This is a genomic window from Dyadobacter bucti, from assembly GCF_005869225.1.
GTDB lineage: Bacteria > Bacteroidota > Bacteroidia > Cytophagales > Spirosomataceae > Dyadobacter > Dyadobacter bucti.
On the sequence record NZ_SWFP01000004.1, the window covers coordinates 96,557 to 120,118 of the forward strand.

General features: G+C 45.1%; 15 protein-coding genes. 5 read left to right on the forward strand and 10 right to left on the reverse strand.

Annotation, left to right across the window (positions count from 1 at the left end):
- Positions 1 to 15: 15 nt before the first annotated feature.
- Positions 16 to 909: an alkaline phosphatase family protein gene (locus tag FBF61_RS14380; protein ID WP_138478322.1), complete on the reverse strand. Its 894-nt coding sequence runs from the start codon at positions 907 to 909 to the stop codon at positions 16 to 18.
- A 276-nt stretch (positions 910 to 1,185) separates the two neighbouring features.
- Here FBF61_RS14380 and FBF61_RS14385 point away from each other — a divergent pair, with 276 nt between their 5' ends.
- On the forward strand, positions 1,186 to 2,049 hold the full coding sequence (locus FBF61_RS14385) for a DMT family transporter (protein ID WP_138478324.1): 864 nt from the start codon (positions 1,186 to 1,188) through the stop codon (positions 2,047 to 2,049).
- Positions 2,050 to 2,220: 171 nt separating this feature from the next.
- On the opposite strand, the gene FBF61_RS14390 is transcribed toward FBF61_RS14385, so the two are convergent.
- The 8 genes from FBF61_RS14390 to FBF61_RS14425 form a co-directional block, all read right to left on the reverse strand.
- Positions 2,221 to 3,618, reverse strand: a complete 1,398-nt coding sequence (locus FBF61_RS14390) for a PKD domain-containing protein (protein ID WP_138478326.1) — start codon at positions 3,616 to 3,618, stop codon at positions 2,221 to 2,223.
- 169 nt (positions 3,619 to 3,787) lie between these two features.
- Positions 3,788 to 3,940 carry a Tn3 family transposase gene (locus FBF61_RS35570; RefSeq protein ID WP_138478328.1) on the reverse strand — a complete coding sequence of 51 codons (153 nt, stop codon included), beginning with the start codon at positions 3,938 to 3,940 and terminating at the stop codon, positions 3,788 to 3,790.
- 158 nt (positions 3,941 to 4,098) lie between these two features.
- The gene (locus tag FBF61_RS14400) at positions 4,099 to 6,213 is read right to left on the reverse strand and encodes a CBM96 family carbohydrate-binding protein (protein WP_138478330.1); all 2,115 of its coding nucleotides are present in this window, start codon (positions 6,211 to 6,213) and stop codon (positions 4,099 to 4,101) included.
- A 235-nt stretch (positions 6,214 to 6,448) separates the two neighbouring features.
- Positions 6,449 to 6,697 (reverse strand): T9SS type A sorting domain-containing protein, encoded by a 249-nt coding sequence (locus tag FBF61_RS14405; protein WP_138478332.1) that lies wholly within the window; start codon positions 6,695 to 6,697, stop codon positions 6,449 to 6,451.
- 167 nt (positions 6,698 to 6,864) lie between these two features.
- Entirely contained in the window at positions 6,865 to 8,298 is a 1,434-nt protein-coding gene (locus FBF61_RS14410) for a flavin monoamine oxidase family protein (protein ID WP_166444532.1), read from the reverse strand.
- Positions 8,299 to 8,391: 93 nt separating this feature from the next.
- The gene (locus FBF61_RS14415) at positions 8,392 to 11,280 is read right to left on the reverse strand and encodes a hypothetical protein (protein WP_138478336.1); all 2,889 of its coding nucleotides are present in this window, start codon (positions 11,278 to 11,280) and stop codon (positions 8,392 to 8,394) included.
- 690 nt (positions 11,281 to 11,970) lie between these two features.
- Positions 11,971 to 13,491, reverse strand: a complete 1,521-nt coding sequence (locus tag FBF61_RS14420) for a SusD/RagB family nutrient-binding outer membrane lipoprotein (RefSeq protein ID WP_138478338.1) — start codon at positions 13,489 to 13,491, stop codon at positions 11,971 to 11,973.
- Between the two features lie 13 nt (positions 13,492 to 13,504).
- Positions 13,505 to 16,690, reverse strand: coding sequence for a SusC/RagA family TonB-linked outer membrane protein (locus tag FBF61_RS14425; protein WP_138478340.1), 3,186 nt, complete (start codon positions 16,688 to 16,690; stop codon positions 13,505 to 13,507).
- A 473-nt stretch (positions 16,691 to 17,163) separates the two neighbouring features.
- On the opposite strand from FBF61_RS14425, the gene FBF61_RS14430 reads away from it, so the two are divergent.
- A complete protein-coding gene (locus FBF61_RS14430; RefSeq protein WP_138478342.1) occupies positions 17,164 to 18,105 on the forward strand; it encodes an RraA family protein in 942 nt (313 codons plus the stop codon).
- A 60-nt stretch (positions 18,106 to 18,165) separates the two neighbouring features.
- Complete coding sequence (locus FBF61_RS14435) at positions 18,166 to 19,449, forward strand: mandelate racemase/muconate lactonizing enzyme family protein (RefSeq protein ID WP_138478344.1); 1,284 nt, start codon at positions 18,166 to 18,168, stop codon at positions 19,447 to 19,449.
- 80 nt (positions 19,450 to 19,529) lie between these two features.
- Here the strand turns inward: FBF61_RS14435 and FBF61_RS14440 are convergent, their stop codons facing one another.
- On the reverse strand, positions 19,530 to 19,958 hold the full coding sequence (locus FBF61_RS14440; RefSeq protein WP_138478346.1) for an ester cyclase: 429 nt from the start codon (positions 19,956 to 19,958) through the stop codon (positions 19,530 to 19,532).
- A 627-nt stretch (positions 19,959 to 20,585) separates the two neighbouring features.
- On the opposite strand from FBF61_RS14440, the gene FBF61_RS14445 reads away from it, so the two are divergent.
- Both FBF61_RS14445 and FBF61_RS14450 read left to right on the forward strand, forming a co-directional pair.
- Entirely contained in the window at positions 20,586 to 20,921 is a 336-nt protein-coding gene (locus FBF61_RS14445) for a PadR family transcriptional regulator (RefSeq protein ID WP_138478348.1), read from the forward strand.
- Positions 20,921 to 23,551 carry an ABC transporter permease gene (locus FBF61_RS14450; RefSeq protein ID WP_205748285.1) on the forward strand — a complete coding sequence of 877 codons (2,631 nt, stop codon included), beginning with the start codon at positions 20,921 to 20,923 and terminating at the stop codon, positions 23,549 to 23,551. The genes FBF61_RS14445 and FBF61_RS14450 overlap by 1 nt, the downstream gene beginning before the upstream one ends.
- Positions 23,552 to 23,562 lie beyond the last annotated feature (11 nt).

A 23,562-nucleotide genomic window follows, 5' to 3' on the forward strand; every position in this document is an offset into this window, starting at 1 on the left:
GGGTCGCATGATATTTCACTTAAATGCAGCGGTCACCGGCCTGCCGATCCATACCTGCGGCTGTTTGAGCCGGAATATCGCCGCGATGGTCGCAGCTGTATCAAAAGTCATGACGCTTTCTTTTATTTCATTGTTTTTGCGAATGCCCGGGCCTGCTATGATCCAGGGGATCTGCATTTCCTGCATCGTGATAGCTCCATGCCCCTTGTTAATCCCGCCATGGTCAGCCGAAAAAATAATCACCGTTTTTTCCATCATCCCGGCTTCTTCAATGCTTTTGATAATAGTGCCGATGTGCGCGTCTGTCCGTTCGATGGCTGCGATATACTCTGGCGTACCGTGCCCTGCATTGTGGCCGACGCTATCGACGTCATGCAAATGAATAAAAAGGAAGTTGGGTTTCTTGTCTTTAATATAGGAAATGGCGGCTTTTGTCAATGCAATGTCGCCGTCACAATTCTGATCTTTGTTGACCGCTTTTTTTGGAAACAAATAGCCTATTCCGTCCCACTCATAAATCACGCCGATCTCACTTTTGGGCTTTTCCTTTCTTAATAATCCGTAAACCGTCGGGAACATTCCGTATTCGTCGAGCACACGCGCCGGGAGGTCAGGCGATCGGCTGCCCCATTTGGTGTATCCATGCAGCTCGGGCCCGGCGCCCATTACCATCGAGGCCCAGTTGGGCGCACTCGATGAAGGAAGGACGGTACGCGCCTGCAGAGTCCACGAGCCATTTTCCATCAGCTTGCGGAGGTTAGGCACTTTGGCCTTTTCAAAAGCATACGCACCGAACCCATCCGAGCCAATTAAAATCACATGCTCGATCTTGCCTTGTGAAAAGGCAGAAATGCAGCAGGCCAGCAGTAAAAAGACCGGAGATAGTTGTCGTACAATTTGCTTTTTCATGAGTTTTGGACAGATTGAAGTGAATCGTTTCACAAAAATAAAAAGCAATTGTTTATTTATACTAAACTATTGTTAAATAAATATGAATATATATACCCTATAGATGTTTACTTATACTAAATTTGTAGACAAGCAGGTATTTCGTTTACAGTCGTAATAGAGCGATGTCAATGACGCCAAATAAGAAAAGTGATGAGCAAATTTGGTTACGCCGCTCCACCTGTGTAATCGACTACTGTCGCCTGTCTAAGCCGATTCAACGTTTTAGTTAATGGAATGAGCTTTTATGTGTTAGCGCTGGTTCTTACTGCGGCTGTTTTACACGCCTGCTGGAACCTGCTTTCCAAAAAAACGCTGGGCAAGGTTCCTTTCATCTTTCTGGTTTACCTTGCAAGTGCTATTTTGTACTCGCCAATTATTGTCTTTCAGATAAATGGTAATGGTTCGATTTCTTCACCTGCTCTTTTGTATTTTTCGTTAAGCAGCGCGGTGCTGCATTTGGGTTATTACATTGTCTTGCAAAAGGGCTACAGAAGTGCTGATCTCTCGGTAGTATATCCTCTCGCCCGGGGATCAGGACCTCTGATTTCCTCCATTGCAGCTATTCTGTTCTTGCATGAGCAACTGAAATGGCTGACGACTTTTGGCCTGTTTTTGATTGTTGCAGGGGTATTGCTGATTACAGGACTTAGCCTGAGAAAACAAGGAAACCGGAAGATGACAACTGGCCTCGTTTACGGCGTACTTACCGGCCTGTTCATTGCCCTGTACACGATAAACGACGCGATCGCAATAAAATCCTATTCAGTCTCACCTTTGTCGCTCACGCTCGATACCAATCTTTTTGGCGCCATGATGCTTTTTCCTTTTATTCTTTCTCAAAAAGAAGAGCTTAAAAGAGAAATCAAGCTGAACAAATGGATCATCATTGCCATAGCTATACTTAGTCCGGCAGCTTATATGCTGGTGCTGGAAGCTCTAAAATATGCGCCTTTAACTGTCGTTGCACCAGCAAGGGAAACCAGCATTTTGTTGGGGGTATTTATGGGTTCGAAGGTTTTCAATGAAGGTGAAGGCAAAAAAAGGCTTATCGCCAGTGCATTGATATTGGGTGGAATTGTGGCGCTCAGTTTTGGTTAAAACTTAAGTTTAAGTATACTACGCGCCGGAAAAAATGACTGAAAAAGCACTGGCTTTCATTGAAAAAAAGACATATTTCATGTCCCTCTCTGGCGCAAGGCCGGTAATAGTTGGCCTGAACCTCAATGTTGGCATGAGCCGGTGCTAGCATGGCACTTAACAGTATTTATGCTACAAAATGTCCCCATTCTCATTTACCTTGACCAGATACATAGAGCTTTCCTCCTCTTTCGGGCAATCTTTGTAACTGATGCCAACGAATAAAATCGATTTGTCTCTCAACTGCGATGCGAAAGTGCCGAATCCACGTTCTGGGAAACACCTCGTGTTACGTCTTCCCAGGCGTTTAGTCCATTTCATGACACCTGTTTCATCGAAAATCGTTAGCAGTAAGCCATTCCAATGCGTAAATCCCGAACCGGCAATAAAGAGCCCGGTAGAAGTACTGCTTACCCAATTTGAATGGTCCGAAGGCATCGGGAATTCTCTGGAAAACTTACCGGTGGCATCCAGCAATGTGAATGCGGGGCCTGGGCCGTTGGTAAATATATAGTTTTCAGTGGCGGCCAAACAAGTGCCGCCGACAGCATTTATTGGGTCACGAAGCAGGGATCTGCGAAATGTGATCTTGCCCGCGAAATTAGTTTTTAAGACAACCAGGGAATCGTAGCAATTAGCGCATCCATTCAAACTGGTGCCAGATGCCGCAAACTGGTACCCATCGGACAATGGAAGAATGTTTCCGGCGCCGAAAAAGCGCTCCTTGTTGTAAACTTTTCTCCATGCAAGGGTGCCGTCGGTAGATAGTTTGATCATGGAAGTAAAACGTATTCTAATGCCGTAACCTTCGAGATCGCCTTGCTCCTCAGCAATAACGATAATACCTCCGTCGGAAGAACTCCGCATATCAGTGGCTAAACCATCGTCCAACGGATACGATTTTGTCCAATTAACATTGCCGGCACTATCGGTTTTCATGATGCGTAATGGCCCTCGATAATCATGTTCATCCCAACTTCCGGCCATTAAAAGCCCTCCATCGGGTGCGACATCGATTTTACGATAAACTGTGCTATGATTATCTGACCAATATTTTGTCCATTTCAGCTTCAGGTTTTTATCAAATTTGGATAGATACAGCTTTTCGTCCATCTTATTACTTGTGTTACCAATCACATAAATCGAACCATCTTGTGCTTCAACAAAATCTGTGGGCTTAGTGACCGAAAGCAGATCTACATAACGCTCTTTGATACGTACCGTGATCCTCTGTTTCTGTACGACCGGTGTTTTTCCTGACTTTGATACAGTCAATTTGACTTCGTATTCGCCAGGTCCAGCGTAGGTATGTGATTCATGTCGGCCGCTACCCAAGTTACCGTCTCCAAAACTCCATTCGTAGGATACACCAACTGAATCGGAGCAGTTTGTAAAAGTGATCTGTGATTCGGTTGCAAAGTCCCGAGCTGGTGAAAGATAAAAACAAACAGATATGGGTGCCGGAATGCGGTCTTTTTCACAGGACAAAATGATTGCGGCGAGAAGCAAAACAAAGTTAGTCCAGCGCATATAGGGTTAAATTTAAAGTTGGTACAAAAGCGCCACGAGTTTTTGCGTAACAAAGTTTGCTGGAAATAATCCTCCGGTGTTTTCAAATCTCAGCGCCATCTTTGAAGATTTCGTTAAAGTTAAAGGTTTGAAAGTCTAATTTTTTGAAAAGTCGTACGCTTCGAGCATTTTAATATGTTCCCAGCTGTGGGTAGATGTGGGCCAGTTTGGCAAACTTATTACTGTTCTCAACTTTGCTCAAAACCCTTTCAACAGATTTGCGGAAAGCTAGTTTATTTATATACTGAAGTGTATAAAGGGTTTTTTCGAAAGGCTGATGCAATGCTCCGAATTACCTGGATGTCTCGGAATTTTCTGAAATACCTGTTTGGGACAACCGCCTGCCAAATTCAAGGGAGGAGTTCTAACATGAATTCCTCCCTGCTATATCATATAAGTAGACGCTCTATAAATCAGTAACAGTCTTTGCCGCTCATGCACTTATTGCACTACCATCACTTTGATGGTCTCCGTGCTGTCAGGTGACTTGATCCGCAGCAGGTGTATGCCTTCATTCAAAGGAAGATCTGACAGGTCTACTTCCGTTTGTGTGTTTTTGGCTGGCTTTATGGCAGGATTGATGTTGTAAATCATCCCGGACGTGCTGATCAGGTCCAGCGTTATGTCCGACTCGTGCTGATTCCCTATCTCCACTGTAAATTGCTTTTGTACCGGGTTTGGGTAAATTCTGGATTTGACAACTTCAACTTTTTCTTCCGTATAGTCCGTTTCTTGTGACACTCTTGCATTTAGGGCTGCGGCAGTAGTGATTACCAGCTGTGGTGGATTGGTCGCGGCTTCCTTGCTGTTAAAAGCAAGTTTAAGGTTTTTGGCTGTTGCGTTTTTAAGTACGAAGCTTGTTATTTTGTCCCCTGCGAGCTGCGCTTTCACATAGCCCGTCACATCCAGGTCGTAGTATTGTATTCTGCTCACCGCCGTTGAGGCCAGCAAAGCGGTGGCAGCGCCCGGCGCATTAAGCCAGGTAATCCCTGTTTCTGTCCAGGTATCGTTCGCTACGCCATAAGCCGATAAGTTTACAGAGTTTGTAGTCTCAACATTTTGTCCAAAAATGCGAAGCTTTGCAGATGCGATTTCAGTAATGCCGCTGACGGAGAACTTCAGATAAGATTCCCGTTTAATGCTGGTTGGAGTGCCATTTTTGACTTCGAGTGCTGCATGGCTGCCAAAGTTGGTAGATGCAAAGCTGCCGTCGCGGACAAATGCGTCAGCAATGGGCGCCAGATATGTAATCTGGGGTTGTGACGATGGGTTAATTGCACTTAGCCTGATTACTTTGGTCTCTTCGTATGTCCCTCCTGCAAAGATGAAGCCCGCATCGGTGGTTTGTTTCACGCTGGTTTGCGCATAGCCGTCTAATCGGTTACCTGTAATTGTTTTGTCCCACTGAACAGAACCCGCAGCCGTTACCTTCACTATCCAGAACGCAATAACCTGATTTGTGCCTTCCGTTTTATCGCCCGAGACATCCGAACTGGATGTGCCCCCCAAGATATAGCCGCCGTCAGAAGTAATTTCCAGGGATTTAATTTTGTCATCCCGGTTTCCTCCGATCGTTTTGTCCCAGACTTTGGAACCATTTGCTGCCAGTTTTACAAGCCAGAAATCGGAGCGTCCCTTTGAACCTTCGCTCTTGTCGCCACCAATAGGCTCCTGCGACCAGCCACCAACCAGGTACCCGAAGTCTGAGGCTTGCTTGACCATCCGCAATTCTGTGCCCCCAATCAGTGTATTGTCCCACTCTTTTGTACCATTCGCCGAAACTTTGACAATCCAGAAATCTCCAGTGTTTCCTGCTTCTGATTTATCAAATCCAACAGCGGAGTTTGATGAACCTCCCAAAATGTAGCCGCCATCCGCAGTCAGCTCCATGGATGTCAGATAGTCGGACTTCCCGCCACCGATTGATTTATCCCAAAGTTTTGTACCGGCAGCATTCAGTTTCACAAGCCAGTAATCTTCAGGTTCGGAGCGGTTGGCTCCTTTTGGACCTTCGGTTTTGTCTCCGCCTGCGTTGGAAGAAGAGTGTCCAGCTACCATATACCCGCCGTCTTTTGTTTGATGTACGGATGCAAAAAAGTCCTCAAGATCGCCGCCAAGGGTTCGATCCCACTGGCGGGTGCCGGTTGCAGAAAGCTTGATTACCCAATAATCATAGGGAACGTAGCTCCCAACTGGTAAGCTCTTTGAATTTTCACTTTTATCACCACCAGCCGGATCACTGGAGGAGCCACCAAGTATGTACCCGCCGTCGGAGGTTTGTTCCAGTGTGCGCAGAACATTTGTTGTAAAGGTCCTTGTCCACTCAATTGTACCCTCTTTGGAAAGCTTGATGAGTTTTGAATTTACAAGAACTGCGTAACCGCCATCAGTTGTTTGGATGACCGCGGTAGGCGTACCTTGGTCAAGAGTTTTCTCCCAGACCGTTGCTGGTTGAGCCCAGGCTAACATGTGAACGAAAAAAAGAAATACAAAATTTGCAAAATATTTCAGGCGAATGCGTGCAGCTGCATTGTGAAGAGGTAAAAATTGCTTCATAGATTTTCGTTGAGCATTTAGAATAGTAAGAATAAATACTTTAAGGCTCGTAATGTACGGAATTTCGGATCAATATTACCTTGTGGATACCAGTCTAAGGGCAATACTGGATGTAAACTTTTTAACATCGTAAGTCTGTCAAATTGAAACTAGCGTTATAGGTTAACAGGCAACACTAAAAAGTGAGAGCAGATTTTTGCCCTCACCCACCAGTGGCAAATAAATTCCTGACTTACTATTTCGCAAGAAGTACCTTCAATATTTCCGATGCCGAGTCGGATTGTACCTTCAACAGGTAAATGCCCGTTGGCAAGTGCATGCTGCTGATGTCGATTTTCGCTTTGGTACCGGCATCAAGCGATTCTGCCAAACTGATCGGATGGGCCCGGCCGGCATTGCTGATCAGCGACAAAGTGATTGATCTTTGATGTCGGCTTCCTACCTGAAAAGTGAACTTTATCTGTACCGGATTGGGATAGACCACAGAGCCGTCTCGGCTTCTCTATCGTTGGAAAAGCATGGCGGTAACGTCGCTTCATGCGCCTGCAAGATATCGAATTCAACTGAAAAGTACCGGTTGAATCCAGCAGCAAAGACAGCCGGGTAGGCCTACCTGCTGCCAGTTGTGAATAGGTGCGTGAAATACCCTTACTAATGCCTGGTAATTTTCAGAGTTTTGATAATTTGCTCGGAGGCTCTTCGGCCGGTTTCAGCTGCACCATTCATATATCCCTGAAACTCCTGACTGCAATGTTCTCCGGCAAATAAAATGTTGCCTAGGTTTTCACCCTCGGTATTCCCTATGGAAGATACCTGTCCGACTTTGTAACAGGCGTATGCACCTTTAGTCAGCTCATTTTGATTCCAGTTATAGAATCCTTTTCGGCCATTGGCAGCCCGGGTCATCCCCGGAAAAATCTGCTCACAGCTTTCCAGATACGTTTCATACTGCGAAATATTGAGATTTTTTCCTTTGTCTGCCCCCAAAAACAGGCTGTACCCTCCTGGTCCGAAATTGTCGTTCTGCATTTGACTGCTATCCCAACCATTATGGATTTGATCACTCAGGACATATCCTGAATATCCTGCCGGTCGCCATATGCGTTCGTTCACGCCGATGAACAATTTGGATTGCATACCATAGCCTAGTTCTTGGATACATTTCCGCTTTCTTTCAGGCATTTCTATGGGAATGTTGACATTGCGTAAAACGGAAAAAGGCAGGGTAACTATCAGGTAATCGGCAATGACCTCTTTTCCATTTGCAAAAGAGAGCGTGTAGCTTTTGCCTTTTGCAGAAATCCTTTCTAAATGATGCTGCGTGTGAATTGGACTTTTGATCCGTTTCTGCAACTCGGTAATTAATTGGTCGTTTCCCCCGGCGATTTTGTAGCGCTCATCGCTTTCTCCATATATTTCAAAACCATTTGTAGTATCTGTTTTCAGAACAACCAATAGGTTCAAACTCGTTTGATCGCCTGCCGATAACCCCAGTTCACTTGTAAAGGAAGTACAAAGCAGGTTGAGCAGCCATCCGCTTACGCCGATTTTAATGAGATATTCTTCAATCGATAGCCTATCCAGAGATATCACCACGGGGTGACTGGCATCCAGATCGTCGGGTAGGCTGTCAATATCTTGCTGAATGTGTGTTGCGAAAGGACGGAAAGCTTCAATAATTTCTTTTTCTGTAATTCTTCGTCCATCGAAATGATAATCAATACCGATTAATTCTTTTTCTCCAGGCGTTTGGGTGTCTAACAAATGGAGGTTGAAAGCACGGCAGAATGACAGAACATCAACATGATTGGAATCAATAAATTCTCCACCCATTTCGGTAATAATCCCTTGAGCTACGATATTCCTAGCCGATAGAATTCTCCCCCCGGTTCGGTCGGAAGATTCGTATAAAGAAGCCCGCAAACCCGCATTTTCAAGGTGCCAAGCGGCCGTGAGCCCCGCCATACCCGCTCCTAAAATGGCGATACGCGGCTGGTTTGTTTTGGGTATTGGATGTAAATCGGTTATGATATTACTGCCGATCATCAGCCCTACACCTCGTTGGATAAATGTTCTTCTAGACAATAAATCTGTGTGGATGGTTTGGGTACTTTTTTTTATTAATTGGGCGATTCGAGGTATTCTGGGCATTGTGATTGTTGATAGATTGGTTCAAAATCAGACCTCACTTTTATCTGACATGTAATTTCCCGGTCCTAATACTGAATTGCGCGAGCGGTACCAAAAAAAGAAGAATAACGCCAACACAATTAGTGGCGCAACAATTAATAACGTCGTTTTGAGCAAAGAATAATGTTCGCGATCACCACCGATTTCATCAATACATAGCTGCGCCAGATCTTTGCTAAAAGCAAAAATGGTCGTCAAGCCGATAATGAATCCGATTGTTTCCACCGTCTTCTGATATTTGCTGTTCCTTTTACTTGTCAATTGATCAATAATGACATCTATCTGCTCAAGTCTTTCTTTTGCGCTATTGATTCCATCTGAAATTCCTCTGTGCATCGATCCATATTCGTAAAGATCTCTTTCGGTTTTATAATGGAAAACGTTTTTAAGGTAATCGTCGTTTAGCAAATCATTAATGTAATTTCTTCTTTTAATGAATTTACCCAATTTAGTCTTAAATGCTTTAGTGTGATCTTGCAAATCTTCTCGCAGTGTCTCTAAAAGATCATCGGCATCCAGCAGAACATATTCGTTGTGCGTCAGCACTGCGTTGGGTATGATAAGGTATGGGCTCGAACCTAATGTATCCCGGGAAGATTCAAGAACGCTATCCGTTTGGACGTGATAAGATGTAATTGCACCTCGGTTGATAGTCAGAAAACTGTACTTTTTTGCACTGACAGGTCGAGGCGAAAGTGTATCATCAATTTCCTCAAAACCCATTCGCTCAAAATCAAAAATGCCCAAAGTTGTTCCGCAAAGCATTTTCGCAGCATCTTCCCGGAAATTGGTTACATCCAGGTTGATATCTATCACTTCAGTCGCATCATCGTTTGCATTGGATTTAATGGATTTGAACAGATCAGTAAACAAGTCACACAAGAGCTCCTTCCAATTAGGGGGATAGTGGCTTTTGTTGTATATATCGAGGTAGTCATCGCTCATGTCAACTTGGACAGTGCCAGTTTTGATATTTTTGTAGGTTATCCTCTCTGTAAATAAGGATGAGGTATGTTCCTTGGACTCCTTGCGTTTAATTATATGGTTCAAAGCCCTGTAATTAACGTCAATAGCAGAATTTTCTCCAAAGAAAGTATCTGGAAAAGATCTGAATTGGCGCTCTGACAAATGCCTATTGCTGTGGTGATTGACCAGGTCCATGGCTTGATGTTCATCACAAACCAAAAATTTAATCTGATCAAGAAGCTCATCTTGCTTATCCAATAATGACTTATTTTCCTGAGCTCCGGTAAAAAACTTTGCGAGTTTAATGATTACAAATTCGTTGATCGGAAATTTGTCGGAAGAAGTGAACGATATATTCCAGACACGAATATTACTGTGAGGAAAGTATGTGTAACTCACAGCTAATGCAATAGGTACATATTGAAATTCTGTCGTTTCTTCGCGTAAATAGCTGTAGTTCGTTACCTTTTGATAAGATTGAGGAAGGTAGATACTCTCTTTTCGACCTTCCGAAGTGAAAAAAATGTGAGACGGAAATTTGACAATCACATATGAGCCAAAAAGATAACTTTTAGTATAATAGGGTACACTAAATTGATTATGATAAGCAAATAAATCAGTTTCGTAGGAGTGGCATACCGGGCAATATGATAGTTCGCTCTTCACGACGGGTGTTTTGGAAAAAGAATCATCAAATTCCTCTCCGTTTGGGTTATCCGCATATCTCTCCTTGACGAAGTGACCATTACCCTCAGTGAGTGTTTTACTCTGTACAGCAAAATAGTCTTCATCCACCAAAACGTGCATGGTAACCGAGGCCTGCTTGAATATAAATTTTGGCTCTTCGGTACGGGGGATTTCCGATAAATAAATCAGGTCAGTTCCTGTGTAGGCTTCTTTTAAAAGTCCTTCGAACATTATCTGAAGAATATTGTCGGATGCAGAGGAATCGGGATATCCTACAAGCGAATATTCGTTATTATCACTGAGAAATTGCCGCATATCCAAAGTAGCACTTGCACCTCGTTGTTTTTCGATGATGTTGCTAATCTTCTTCAAGGTGTCCAAATCCATGAAGAATCGGTCTCCATATAGTTTTATTTCAGCCTCTGGTCTGTCCAGGGATTGCCGGGCGGCATCCGGTTTTTGATTTTTATCTAAGCTTTTTGCAAGCTCCAGAAGAAACGTAATAATGGTCAGGACAGGAAGGAACATTGAACCAGATGGGCTGTATTCTGGAAATGTAAGTAGAAAAAGATTGGTAACTGGCGGCTGTCCCACTCCTATAGACGGCTGGACGTAATTGAAATTGATACGTTTGGCGCCCAATTTTCGAAAGAATTTAAGTCGTTTGTGGGGCGGCATCGAATCTCTTTCTGTTTCCAGCGGGTTGTTAGATTCAAAGAAGACACCTTGAACTACACCATTTTTCCGACTTTTTCCAGCATACGTGGCATTGAAATAAGCGATCAGAAAAGGCAGGCCTTGTTGTTTATCGGTCAAGAGTATCTCGGCTAATAATCTTTCTTTGCCTCCATTCATAAATTTAACCCCTCTCCAGTCTGGGGCTACAAAAACGTAGGTGATCAGCGCTGACATGCTGATTGGGTAATATTCCACAATACACCCGGCAGCCAGCTGTGATTTGCCGGCCGCATCATCCACTTGCAAGCATAATAAATGGGTAAATGGGTCGGGCTTGTTTTTTTGAATCTGATCCAAGGTTGGATCGGCCATCATTTCTCTGATTCTATTAAGAATATCTTCCGGTTCCTCGCGCTCGCTTTCATCGGGAAAATTGGCTGCATCTACATATAGGTTAAAAAAATCACGGACCAATTCCGTATGTGACAGCAAATCGGCGCCATTCAATATTTTTATGATCTGGATCGAATCAGTTGTTAGCTTCATGCCTGAGATTTATTTCGCATTTTAATGAATTTTATCCAAAAGAATCAGATTTCGAAATGATTATCATCGAAGAGCCGCAGCAAACAACGGTTATTAATGAGACCATAGTTGCATCGTTAGAGCTCTCGACCTGCAGGGCAGCCTGGCAAGTCTGTTACTCATTCGGATAGTTCGCTCTTGCACATAGCATTCGGACGGTTGATATGAGTGTACCGGCAGTCAGGTCGCTTTTCGCTGAGGTTGTATGTCGCCACCATTTGTCCGAGATATTGAAGATGCACTAACCGGTTCTATTGTCAAATAGCCTAACGGATTGGCGTAATCTGAGTAAACTGTACAGATGCTAACAAGAATTTTTGGGCGGGCAAAACGATTGTCATTAGTTCAAATCATCATTAGGTTTGCGCTCAATTGCAGCCAATTAAATCCTGGTGAGCAATTCGGGCCGAGTCAAACGTGCTCACCGCGAAATGGCTTCAGGGTGTTGGTGATTCTGCCAACTTGTGGTACATCGGAAATCAACACAACGCGTAGGGGCCAAAAGAAAGTCTTTCACTTGCCATTCTCTAAAAATCCCCCTCGCCATGATGACGAGGGGGATTTCGATCTCTTCCGCTTGCAGGAAACTTTGCCGTGAAATAACAGTGGTTGTCCCGATGTTTGTGTTGATAGATCAGTTCATGAGAAAAACTATTTATCCCACCATACCCTGGTGTCCAGATCATCTTTTCCCATTCTGGCGATCGCCGCGTTTACATTTTCGCTGTTCACCGAAATTTCTGAGTTGGGGTAGGTGAGGCGACGGATAAAACTTCCCGTGATCGCTTTGCCCGGAAAAGGATTTGGCGTCAAAGTGGGAAAACCGCTTCGACGGAAATTGGCGAATGCCTCCGGTCCGTTCATCAGCGAGGAAATCCAGTACTGGGTATTGATCTGTTCAAGAGCGGACGCTGGAACAAACGGATGATCAGTGATGTACTTGTCAATAGCTGCTGCATCGATCGCCGCACCAGCATCGTATTCGGCCATTTGCGCCATGTGAGCCCTAACACCCGCCTCAAAAAAGGTCGCGGCAGACCCTTCTATCCATCCACGCTGAGCAGCTTCTGCTAATAAAAGCTGGGTTTGTGAATGTGTGACCAAATACATAGGACTGGTTTGTTTGGCCAGTCGGGTCCTGTCCAGCTGGCTATAGTCATAAAAGCTGGCCAGGCCATCAGCGGTAGCACGTGCAGTGATCGTGTTGTTATCAAAACCAAGCGGCATACCAATCTGTACGGCGGGATCCGACACTCCCCGTGCAGGCACCTGCTGCGGCCCCGAAGTCGCACCAACGTAGCGCAGAGCTATAGATTTAAGTCTCGGGTCATTTGTGGTTTTCAAATAAGTGACAAAAGGTGCTGCAAGGTAATAATTGTTGGCTTCGGTAGCATTCAGCGTTCCACCGAGTGCGTTGGTGTAATTCGCATTGTGCCTAACCACACTATTATCCGCATTGGATGCCAGTACGCCGCCTTGGAATGCTGCCAAGGCGGTTTGTTGAGCCAATGCAGGATCCACCTTTGACAACCGCATGCCAGCTCTCAGTAACAACGAATAGCCCAGCTTCTTCCACTTACTGATCTCACCGGTGTACAGGATGTCGGCCGTCTCTATGGGCTTCGATGCATCCAGAGCGGCAGACGCTTCCTTCAGCTCCTTAATGATGTCTTTGTAAATCAATTCCTGTGCATCATATTTGGGGGAGAGTATTTGATCCGAAAAACCCATTCCTGCCTCAAAATAGGGTATATCGCCATAGGTGTCCGTGAGAACCATGTAGGAGAATGCCTGCCATATCCTTGCCATGTTTACAAGGTTTGAGCGCGCAGGATCGGGAGAAGCGAGTCTGATTGCATCCAAAGTATGCCTGGTAACGGTTCGGTAATATCTCTGCCAGATCTCCTGCGTCACATTACGGTTGTCCTGGTTAAAGTTGGCACCTGCCAACACGCCCGAATTAGGAGTTACGATCTGCTGTACAATACCCAGATCATACACCAGAATTCCTCCTGGGAAAGAAGCATTCAGTACCGCATTGTTGAGAAGAAATGCGGGATTTAGTGTTGTGATCGCCGTTTTGTTGGTATTCATCTCATCGTAACCTTTGTCACAGGACGTAGTCACTGCAGCCAGCACGAGGGAAAGCCCGAGCATTAATATGTTCTTCATGATTGATATCGGTTTAAAATTTCACGTTAAGATTAAAGCCCATGCTGCGTGTCGTAGGCAATCCTGTTGCTTCTAGCCCAATGACGTTATCGGAGCCATATCCAAATGATTCGGGGTCAATATTAGGCACCCACTTTTTCAGAACCAGGATGTTATTGGCTACAAAGCTGACACGAAGGCCCTTGATAGGATAGCTGGCTGGCAATAATCTGGTGAGGTCATATCCGGCGGTAAGCTGGCGCAATTTCCAGAATCCTGCGTTGTAAACGATAGGTTCCACCAGTGCTTGCGAGCGAACAACTTCCCAATAGGGCTGAACCCCTGCCACTACTTTGTTAACTTCGCCATTTTGGTTTACACCCACACCTACTACACCTCCTTCGCGCCCCTCCAGGGTCATTTTGTGCAGCCCATGCCTGGTTGCATTAAAGTTAGTCCCCGACATCATTTTGTGTCCAAGCTTAAAGTCAATCAAGAAGGATAGATTGATTCCCTTGTAGTTGAGTGTATTGGTAATACCGCCAACCCATTTTGGTACTGCTGAGCCAAAAGAGATCAGGTCGGGCGTCCGGAGTGGAATTCCGTTGCCACCAAAAACCTTTTGGCCCTGAGTATCACGCAAGAAACCAAATCCGTATAATTGTGCCATGGGCTGCCCTACCACCTGGCGGAGCTCACCATTGAAAACGTGCGTTCCGACAGTGATTCGTTCGCCTGGTTTGTCAGTAAGTAAGCTTAATACTTTGGTTTGGTTATAGGATCCATTTACCGAGATATCCCATTCAAAGTGATCCGTCCTTACTACGCCCAGATTCACTAGTAACTCCACTCCCTGATTTCTGCCACGCCCGCTATTGATCAGCGTATTGGTAAAGCCTGATCCATCGGAAATCTGCGCGGACACAATCTGGTCATCGGTGATTTTACGATAAAGTGCGAAATCGATCCCAAACCGATTATCGAGCATTTTCAATTCCAGACCCACCTCAGTCTCCGTGGTACGCATGGGTCTCAGGTTAGCATTGGGCACTGTATTACCACTGATGGAACCTATTGGCTGCAGGGCACCGGATAGGTTGGGGAACAAATTAGCGTTGATTCCGTAAAACAGGTTGTTGGAATAAGGCGAAACGTCGGTATCACTACCTACTTCGGCATAGGCAGCGCGGATTTTACCAAAATTGAGCCAGGCTGGCAACGTTTCGAAGGCCTGTGAGAAAACGAAACTTCCGGAAACCGAAGGATACAGGATACTACGGTTGGCTGGCGCAAGCGTTGAGAACCAGTCGTTTCTTGCCGTGACATTCAGATAGAGAAAATCCTTATAGGAAATTTCGCCAGCGCCATATACAGAGTTCACGCCCCGTTCGGAAAGCCCATACAAAGGGTCCTTGACCCGGGCATTCATGACGGTGTAGAGGCCCCGAACGATAAAGTCTGTTACCTGCTCGCTGTTGAGGTCAGACCGGCGGTACATCTGGTTTCCTCCCAGGGTAAGGTCGAACCCTATATCTCCAAACTTCTTGTTTGCTCCGATGAGGAAATCCTTGTTGAGCTCACGAAAACGACGAGACTCCTGGGTGTATAGACCATTGACGAATCCTGCAGGTGCAGGGGGGCGGGACGCTTGTCCGGTTGGAAAGTTGTTATAATCCTGATCTCTTGACCAGTAATCTTGTCCAACACGCACCTGAGCGTATAGCCAGGGCAGAAAATTATAGCGAATAGCAACGTTTCCAAATATCCGGTCACGGCGTATGTTCTGGAATTGTTCCGCCAATATAAAATAAGGATTGGTACGGTTGCGGAAGCGCGAATAAACAAACTCGTCGCCATTGGCATCATATTTTTTTTCGTCCAGCAGGTTCAAAGGCATCGAGTTCGCCAGATTGTAAAGGCTGGTCGGGATCGAATTGTCCTGCTCTGCAATAATGGGAGGATTTTTATTTTTCTCAAACGAATAGTTGATGTTCCCAGTCACCGAGAGCTTTTTGGAAAGGTCGTAGCTAAATCCCAGGTTAACTGTCTTTCGGTTAAATGAGTTATTTGGAACAATCCCCTTGTTGTCCGTATTGGAAAGAGAAAGATTGAATCCGCCCTTTTCCGATGCCGACGATAGGGAAATGGTATTGGTAAAATTTGTGCCGTTTCTGAAAAAATCACGAATACGGTTTCTGACTGGTTCGTAAGGCAATGTAACGCCATCGAAAAGTACCTGTGTCATGCCTGGCTGGAATTTTTCCCCGAATGACCATTGCCCGGAGGTTGGGTTTGGTGTGGTAGGACGGACACCATTTTCACCTTGTCCATATTCGTATTGATAATCCGTGAAGTCCAAGGGCGTGTCAACCGTAAAATTGGTATTGTAACTCACGCCAAGTCCCTTGCGATCACCTTTGGTCTTCGTGGTCACCATGATCACCCCATCCTTGGCTCTTGACCCATATAGTGCCGCAGCAGTGGCTCCTTTCAAAACAGTCATGCTTTCAATGTCGTCGGGGTTTATACTGGAAAGACCGTCTCCGCCATCCGATGTATTTCCCCCTCCGGCTCTTACGCCAATGGAATTGTCAGAGGATTGATTCCCCGGGTTTGTACTGAAGTTGGTATTGTCAATCGGTACGCCATTGACGACAAATAACGGCGAATTCTGTCCCGAAAATGACGATTGACCCCTGATCCGGATCTTGGAGCTACCGCCCGGACCGGTTCCGAGGCTGGTGATATTTACACCGGCTATCTTCCCCTGGAGGGTATTGACGAAATTGGGTGTGCGGTTTACGTTGATCTGATCTGCACCCACCGTGGTGGTGGCATAGCCAAGCTTCTTGGATTCCTTTTTGATACCAAGAGCTGTTACCACAATTTCTTCCAGGCTGGTTGCGGCCTCCACAAGCGTTACATCCAGTTTGCTGCGGCCGTTCAGGGCGATCTCCTGCGATTGGTATCCAATAAAGCTGAAAACCAGAGTCGCGTTGGCCGCGGCATTGATTTCAAATGCACCTTCGACCGTTGTCAATGTCCCGGTTGTGGTCCCGGAATTACCCTTCACGACCACCGATACCCCCGGAAGCGGTTGGCCATCCCGGCTATTGACCACCGAACCGGTCACCTTGTTGGGCTGACCGTGGGACGGGCTAAAAACAAAAAATGCTAATGCAAAGATTAACAGAAATTTAAGGTAGAAAATGTGTTTCATATTTTAATGTAGTTAGGTCTTAGTAAAAAAGCCAAATATGACACAATCTACTAATATTAAAATAAAATAGCCATATAGTTATATACGGTTACTTGTATGGTATTAGAGCTCTGAGGCAAGCCTGTCGGGAGTAAAAATTTCGGGAAACATGGTGATTGGTGACTATGCTTTGATAACAGCGGAAACGAGCAAGAGCCAATTTCCCGGCATCTGCCCAAGCCAGCGGTTACTGATGGCAGTGATTGGTGACCATAACGAGTCAATCATATTTGATGGGGCTGCATTCCTTCCGAATGCGGTGAAAAGTCTGGACTAAAGAGTTGAATAAGCAGAACGGCTGGGTTGGAGATTGGTTACGCATATGAATGAAAAAAAATGATGTTTAATATGGATTTTTTTGATTGCCTGCTGTTTCTTTTTTGCTCAAAGTAGAACGATGTTGAACTGGTCTTTATCAAACATAATCTGATATTATGAAAAGACTGCTCATACTACTACTCGGTCTGCTTTATACAGAAAACGTTATTTCTCAGCAAATCACAAAAAATGAACTGCTGTTTCTCACTCCGCTCTGGAAGGGTGAACGGTTTTCCGACGGCCGACCGAAAGTTCCGGACGCAATTCTGAAAAGAATGAAACTTGTGACATTGGAAGAGGCTTGGGCAGTGTTGAAAGGAGAAAACTTCAAACATCAGTACGACGACAACTGGCAGACTATTAATCCAGACTCAGTGCTTGTTGGACGGGCCTTGACGGCTTCATTTATACCAGGGAGGCCAGATATCCACCTGGCGATCGATGAACGCGGTCATACCCAGGATGGCAGGGTAAAGTCACAAAATTCCTGGCCTATTGATATGCTCGTGAAAGGTGATGTGTATGTCGTCAACCAATTTGGAGCCCATGAAGATGGCCCAACGATCGGCGACAATCTGGCAAATTCTATTTATGTCAAGAGTGGAAATGGCATTGTGTATGATGGAGCGGTCCGGGACATTAATGGTTTGAAAGAAATAGGTTCATTTACTTCATTTTTCAGGAGTTATCACCCATCTCACCACCTTACCAGCCCTGGTAAAGAGATAAACACCACCTTGGTCGGCATCAATCAGCCGACAAAAATCGGAAATGCTGCCGTCATGCCAGGTGATATTGTACTGGGTAGGGATGGAGGTGTGATATTCATTCCTCCCCATCTGGCTGAGAAAGTTGTCAAAACTTCTGAGGTAGTGAGATTGCGGGATATGTTTGGGCACCAGCGCCTGCGTGAGCAAAAGTATACGCCCGGACAGATTGACACCAGGTGGTCTGATGAAATTGAAAAAGACTTTTCGCAATGGCTCAATGACCGTATCGATCAATTGCCGGTTCCAAAAGAGCAAATCCAGGAGTTGTTGAAGACCCGAACCTGGTAAGTCCATGGGGACAAGGCGGTTCGTAGCCCAATTTTTTTAGCAAACCTCAAGTCACATTCTATGGCAAGTCCTACTTCAAGACGACAGTTTTTCAAAAATGCCGCAATTTCAACCGCCTTAGCAAGTGCACCCCTTGCCGGGTTCGGCGAAGTATATGAAAATGCGATTGATAAAACACCAAAAAATTCGGCACCTTCAGATCTGAAAATCACTGATATCAAATGTGGATACATCCGAAATGGCCATAGTCTGTTTGTTAAAATATATACCAATCAGGATATCGTGGGGCATGGCGAAGGCGTGGATGCAACACCCGGGACATACCATCTGGTAAAGATGTTCGGTCAGCGGATCAAAGGCAAAAGTCCGCTAAATATCCATCGGCTTTTTGAAGATATCAGGAGAAGTGGTTTTTTCGAAGGTGCTCAGTCGGGCATGTATATTGCCGTCCTCACCGCAGTGGAAACTGCACTCTGGGATTTGGCTGGGAAGGCTCTGGGATTGCCGGTATATCAGCTTTTGGGCGGTAAATTCAGAGACGATATCCGAGTTTACATGGATACCGCTTTGTATCAAAACCGGCTGCCCAAGCCCGAGGATTTTGCCGCGGCGGCAAAAGAAGCTGTAGGTATGGGCTTCACTGCGGTGAAGTTCGATCTGGACCAGGCAAACGACCCAAATAAATATGATAGGTATAACTGGACGGCCAGCCCGGCTGAAGTGCAGCGAATGTATGATCAGATGGCCGCCACCAGAGCAGCAGTAGGTCCTAAAATTGACATTTGTGCCGACATGCATGGCCGATACGACGCTCCTACAGGTGAGAAAGTTGCAAAAATCCTTGAACCTCTCAATTTGATGTGGCTGGAAGAGCCAATACCCGCAGAAAATGCGGAAGCATACAAAAGAATAGCGGATTCGACAAGTACTCCCATTTGTGCAGGTGAAAATCATTATTTAGCCTTGGGTTTCAGACCACTACTGGAGATCGGAGCTGTGGATATTATTATGCCAGATCTTCAAAAGGCAGGCGGACTGGGCGAGGCACAACGGATAGCCAACCTGGCCAATTTGTACTACGTCCCATTTGCACCACATATGGTGGCGTCATATCTGGGTGCGATGGCGTCAACTCACGTGTGCGTTTCAGTTCCTAATTTCATGATAATGGAGTGGCAAATTTACTTCCACAAGGATCCTATGTTTAAAGAGATTGTTACGTTCGAAGGAGAAATGGTGACCAAAGGATTTATCAAAGTTTCTGAAAAACCGGGGATTGGTGTTGAAATAAATGAGGAAGGTATGCGTAAATATGCAACCCCCGGCGTTCCTTTCTTTGAATAAATAGGGATTGAACCGTCCATATCCCTCTTTTGATCAGAAGGTTATGTCGAAATTCACTAACTTTTAGGCTAGTTTTGCAACTATTTCCCCGCTGGTCCGGGCATGACTCCCAGCTGCTGTAATAACCCAACAGTATCCATTATTATCCTGCTTTCGGAAAACAACTTATCGGTAACAACATCAATAACCACTCCCCAAACTTCAACTTGCTTATTTGTTGGAGGTATGCCCATGAATTCACCTGTTTGGGTTCCTGTCCAGGTAAACCTGGTTACGACCTTTTCACCTTCTGCAATTTGTTCATTCACCGTCCAATGCATATCAGGAAATCCGGTAAACATTGAATTCAAAGCAAATTTCAATCCCTCTCGCCCGGGTCCTTGCCCAGGGAAAGGTATATGTTCGATAAAATCTTCGTATACCAGATCATTGACTGCATCCAGCTTTTTTTTATTTATAACTTCTTCAATAAAAAAAGTCATAAATGTCTTGTTTTCCTCCAAGGTCATAGAACTTATTTGGTTTAGGTAAAATAATAAATACGGATCATTGTTTAACAACGAGTTAAACAGTTCTAAAATGGTAAGCTCATCATCTTTACCCAGTCTGTGACATAATATATAGTCGATTATCAGCTGTCGCTGGGGTGCTCCGGTTGCCGGCACACGTAAACCACACTAGCCAGAATCGGGTGCTTTGTCCCGCTTTTGACTCTCTGCGGAGAGTGTAATCTGGTTAAGAGTAAAATAGTGGTTCTATTTTAGTTTGTTGGCATCACGGATTTGATATAGTTACGTAAGGATAATCTCTTCATCGGGACTGGCACAAAGGAACCGAACCTCACGGCAAATCACAATAGCAAATTCTTGCTATCCGCACGGACCCATTCCGTTAAAAGCCACATTCTCGTCTTTGCTAATGGAAGGATTCCTGGCATTGCTCAGGCTATTGCCGGCAAAGATAGCGGCGGTATTTAATTGACCTCTGACTATTCTTTCATAACGGATATAAATGTCCAATAACGGACACTTTCAGTTGTTCACTTTTTCGTTAAAATATTGATTATCAAAAATATAATTAAGATTTCTTATTCCGGCAAGCTATTTGCTCAGCAAACATGTAAATAATAAAAAATCATGAATCGGACCTATTTAGGAGAGTTTGAAGAAATTGTACTATTGGGCGTGGCCGTGATGCAGGGACAGGCATATGGCGTGGTGCTCATGCATGAAATCATCGAGCAAACTGGCCGTTCCGTTAGATTGAATCAGGTGCATTCAGCTCTGCAACGATTGGAAGAGAAAGGCATGGTCAAATCTGAGGTAGGAGGATCTACGGCTGAACGCGGAGGCCGCCGAAAGCGCTTGTATACGGTGACAGCCTACGGACAACGCACCTTGCAGCAGATTCAGGAAGTAAGGGATAATTTTTGGTCAAGACTGACGAGTCTTCTTAAACCAGCATTCGGCTAATGAAAACTTCCGACAAATATCCCATAAAACCACCATTGGTTGCCGACCGGCTTCTTAAATGGATTCTCGCTTCTCATCAGTACGAAATTATACAAGGCGATCTGCATGAAGAATTCAATTATCAGGTTAAAAAGGTAGGGGAAAGAAACGCCCGCTGGCTTTACTGGCAGCAAGCTATGGGATTTATTAGGCCAAGATATCTGAGAAGACAACGAAACCTTTATTCATCAAGCTCTTATTTTAGCCATAACATGATACGTAACTATTTTAAAATCGCTTTCAGAAATCTTATTAAGCAAAAAGGATATTCTTTGATTAATATTGGCGGGCTCGCCATGGGCATGGCCGTAGTGATGCTCATAGGACTTTGGATTTATGATGAGTTGTCCTTCGACAAATATCACCAAAACTATAATCGGATCGCGAAGGTCATGCAAAGCGCATCCGTCAATGGAGAATTTGGAGCTGGGGAACACATGCCGATTCCATTAAGAGACGTGTTGGTAACGGAGTTTCAGGATGATTTCGACCGTGTTGTGATGTCGTCCTGGACCAGAGAACATATTCTGGCTTATGGCGACCGTAAATTTACCAAAACCGGCAACTATCTTGGAGCGGAGGCTCCTGAAATGCTTACATTGAAGATGATGAAAGGGACACGCGGCGGGCTACGGGAGCCAGCTTCGATTTTGTTGTCCGAGTCGGTCGCGCAAGCACTTTTTGGCCAGACCGACCCGATGGGCAAAATAGTGAAGATTGACAATAAGCTTAACGTTAAAGTGACCGGCGTTTACGAGGACTTGCCATATAATACTGCGTTTCGGGAAATGACTTTTATTGCACCCTGGGACCTGTATGTTTCATCTGAACCGTGGATTAAGAGCAATGCAAACTGGGCTAATAACTCTTTCCAGATGCTGGCTCAGATTTCACCAAACTCGGATTTTGAAGTTGTTTCGAAAAAAATTAAAAATCTGAGATTAATCCATGTACCGGAAACCGCGTCCTTCAAGCCGGAAGTTTTTTTGCACCCAATGAGCCGATGGCATTTGTATACAGGATGGGATAAAACTGGTAAAGTGGAAGGCCGTATCCAGTATGTATGGCTATTCGGGATTATCGGGATATTTGTGCTGCTGCTGGCCTGCATCAATTTTATGAATCTGTCGACGGCCCGGTCCGAAAAAAGGGCTAAGGAAGTTGGGATCCGAAAGGTAGTCGGCTCGGTACGGTCTCAGTTAGTTGGTCAGTTTTTAAGTGAATCGCTACTCGTGGTCGCGTTTGCTTTTGTTCTGTCGCTGCTCCTCACACTCCTGATGCTTCCTGTTTTCAATGAAGTTGCCGACAAGAAATTGGGTTTGCCATGGAGCGAGCCGTTGTTCTGGTTTGCCGGGTTAGGTTTTAGTTTGTTTACCGGACTGATATCTGGCAGTTATCCGGCCCTCTACCTTTCTTCCTTCCAACCTATAAAAGTATTGAAAGGCACATTTCGAATTGGCCGCTTTGCTACTATTCCCCGGAAAGTATTGGTTGTCGTCCAGTTCACAGTTTCAGTTACGCTGATTATCGGTACAATTATTGTTTTCCGCCAAATCCAGCATGCCAAAAACCGTCCGGTCGGTTACGAGCGCAATGGACTGATCACTATCGATATGAATACTCCGGAGTTGTATGGCCATTATAATACACTGCGGAGCAAGTTGAAGGAAACGGGTGCGGTTGAAGAAATGTCGACGTCCTCGGCACCTGCAACCAGTTTGAATTCGCAGAATAACGGGTTCGAATGGGAGGGCAAAGATCCGAATTTCAAAGAACAATTTGGGACAGTCGCCGTAACCCATGACTTTGGCAAAACGGTAGGATGGCAATTCGTTGCAGGGCGAGACTTTTCGCGGAGCTTTGCGACTGATTCTTCCGGAATGGTCTTGAATGAAAAGGCAGCCAACTACATGGGTTTAAAAGACCCGGTAGGTAAAATTGTAAAATGGAACGGTAAACCCTACCAGATAGTGGGTATTATCAAAGATATGCTGATGGGTTCACCCTTTGAGCCGGTTTACCAGACCGTTTTTATGTTGGATTATAACTGGGCAAATGTCATCAATATCAAATTAACCCCAGAGCGAAGCACCAGCGAATCATTAAGGAAGATTGAGTCCGTATTTCGCGAGTTCAACCCAGGAAGCCCGTTCGATTACAAGTTCTCCGACCAGCAGTATGCTCTGAAATTTGCGACCGAAGAGCGGATTGGCCGACTTGCCTCCGGCTTTGCTATCCTGGCGATTTTCATCAGTTGCCTGGGCTTGTTTGGGTTGGCGTCTTTCATAGCCGAGCAGCGTACCAAAGAGATGGGCGTTCGAAAAGTACTGGGCGCGTCGGTATTCAATCTTTGGCGCTTGCTCTGCAAAGATTTTGTTTTGCTGGTCATCATTGCTTTCATCATTGCCACACCAACGGCTTATTATTTTCTGGATAACTGGCTCAGTAAATACAAATATCGTACTGAAATTTCCTGGTGGATTTTTGCCGTATCAGGCGCAGGGGCATTACTTATTACGTTGCTGACGGTTAGCTTTCAGAGTATCAAAGCTGCCTTGATAAATCCTGTCAAAAGTTTGCGTAGTGAATAAATGGGAGGCCA